The sequence below is a fragment of the Pseudomonas sp. BP01 genome (assembly GCF_022760795.1).
Classification (GTDB): domain Bacteria; phylum Pseudomonadota; class Gammaproteobacteria; order Pseudomonadales; family Pseudomonadaceae; genus Aquipseudomonas; species Aquipseudomonas putida_Q.
The window spans coordinates 1-389 of record NZ_JAFBKA010000102.1; the positions used below are offsets into that span (position 1 = coordinate 1).

A 389-nucleotide genomic window follows, 5' to 3' on the forward strand; every position below is an offset into this window, starting at 1 on the left:
TCGGCGACCTGTGCTGGCAGGCTGGCGATCAGCAGGCTCGCGGCTTCCTGGTCGGCGGGACTTCCGGTCGTACCACGCTGAACGGTGAAGGTCTGCAGCACGAAGATGGCCACAGCCATATTCAGTCTCTGACTATTCCGAACTATATCTCTTACGATCCGTCTTACGCGTACGAAGTTGCGGTCATCATGCACGATGGTCTGGAGCGTATGTACGGTGAGAAACAAGAGAACGTTTACTACTACATCACCACGCTGAACGAAAACTACCACATGCCGGCGATGCCAGCAGGCGCCGAGGAAGGTATCCGTAAAGGTATCTATAAACTCGAAACCGTTGAAGGTAGCAAAGGTAAAGTTCAGCTGCTGGGCTCCGGTTCTATCCTGCGT

At 54.0% G+C, this 389-nt stretch carries 1 pseudogene; it reads left to right on the forward strand.

What is annotated here, in order from left to right:
* Window positions 1-389: pseudogene (gene aceE, locus JOY50_RS28655) on the forward strand (pyruvate dehydrogenase (acetyl-transferring), homodimeric type); the annotation flags it as partial.